Origin of the sequence: Afipia felis ATCC 53690 (assembly GCF_000314735.2) — a bacterium.
GTDB classification, from domain to species: Bacteria; Pseudomonadota; Alphaproteobacteria; order Rhizobiales; family Xanthobacteraceae; genus Afipia; species Afipia felis.
Genome location: NZ_KB375278.1, coordinates 1 through 675, shown reverse-complemented (window position 1 = coordinate 675; position 675 = coordinate 1). Strand labels below are relative to the sequence as shown.

The following is a 675-nucleotide window of genomic DNA, read 5'->3' as shown; positions in this document are numbered from 1 at the left end:
CCGCGAGAGCTGCTCCCGGCGCTCCGAGAAACAGGAAGAGCACCTTGGCGTAAAGCGCGTCCCCGCGGGTGGCATCCAGGCGCGCCGCAAGGTTGTTGGCGAGAACCGCGGTCCCTGCCACTCGCGCCTCGAGGTTATGACCGGAAGCAGTCGCGGCGATATAGGCTGCTCCGGGATCGCTGGATAACTGCGCGCGGTCGATGCCGATATGCAGTTGTTGGCGCACGCTATCCGGCCGGACGTTCTTCTGTGGCAAGAAGAGCTCGCGCCAAAGCGGGGCGGGAAGGACAAGCACGTTGTCGGGCGGAGCCTGCGGTGCGAGGCCTTTCGGGGCGCCGACCGCCTGGAAGAGCGAGTCGGCGTTCGGGAGATCGATCACTCCGCCCACTTTGACCGCGGAGTTCGACAGCCCCGGCCGGTGAATCATCACCATGTCTCCGAGACCGACGTGCAGATTGGCTGCCGTCTGCTGGGCGACGAGAACGCCGTCTAACGACCCAAGAAGAAGCCGGATCTCGCCGGGGAACGAGGCAGTATAGGAGGGGTCGAGGCCAAGGACCTGTCCAGCTCCCGTCGTCTGCACCGTGCCGTCGGTCGAGGACTCGAAGCCGTCGACAGATGCGTAGTCGACCGTCTGCACCTTCGCGAGCGGGTTTGCCTTCGAGGCTGCTTCCT

The 675-nt window shown here is 65.3% G+C and carries 1 pseudogene; it reads right to left on the bottom strand.

The annotated features are described in order from the left end of the window. Positions 1 to 675, bottom strand: a pseudogene (locus HMPREF9697_RS21300) (ABC transporter permease); the annotation flags it as partial.